The 411-nt window shown below is 30.2% G+C and carries 1 pseudogene; it reads right to left on the bottom strand.

The annotated features are described in order from the left end of the window. Positions 1-59: 59 nt before the first annotated feature. A pseudogene (locus RH95_RS09155) lies at positions 60-411 on the bottom strand (hypothetical protein); the annotation flags it as partial.

Here is a 411-nt window from a genome sequence, read left to right as displayed (position 1 = left end):
ATCTATTTATTCTTTCTTCTATTCCTTGGTCGGATATTATGCTTTTTAGGAATTCTTCTCTATATTTTTGAAATGTTTCTGCTATGTAGATTCCTTTGGTTTTTTTGTCTTTCTTTGTTCCAGTCGAAAGATCTGTAGACTTTTGTTATTGTTATGTATCCACTTTTTCTTTTTCTGTATCTGTCATTACATCTTATGAATTCTTTGCCCTCTTGTGATATGTATTTGTCTTGTCTTTCATCGTATTTTAAGCTTTTCCTAAATTCTTGTTCTTTTTTGTATTTTCTTGTTTTCGACTTTTCATAGTTTGATGGTTTTATATAGGATGTTAAATTATTTTCTGCTAAGAATACATAGTTTTCTTCGCTTTCGTATCCTGCATCTGCGACTATCCTGTTTAACACAGTACGT

The organism is Peptoniphilus rhinitidis 1-13, from assembly GCF_000246925.1.
In the GTDB taxonomy this organism is placed as follows: domain Bacteria; phylum Bacillota; class Clostridia; order Tissierellales; family Peptoniphilaceae; genus Peptoniphilus_A; species Peptoniphilus_A lacydonensis.
The sequence above is the reverse complement of the archived record's forward strand: the minus strand, read 5'-3'. Positions and strand labels throughout refer to the sequence as shown.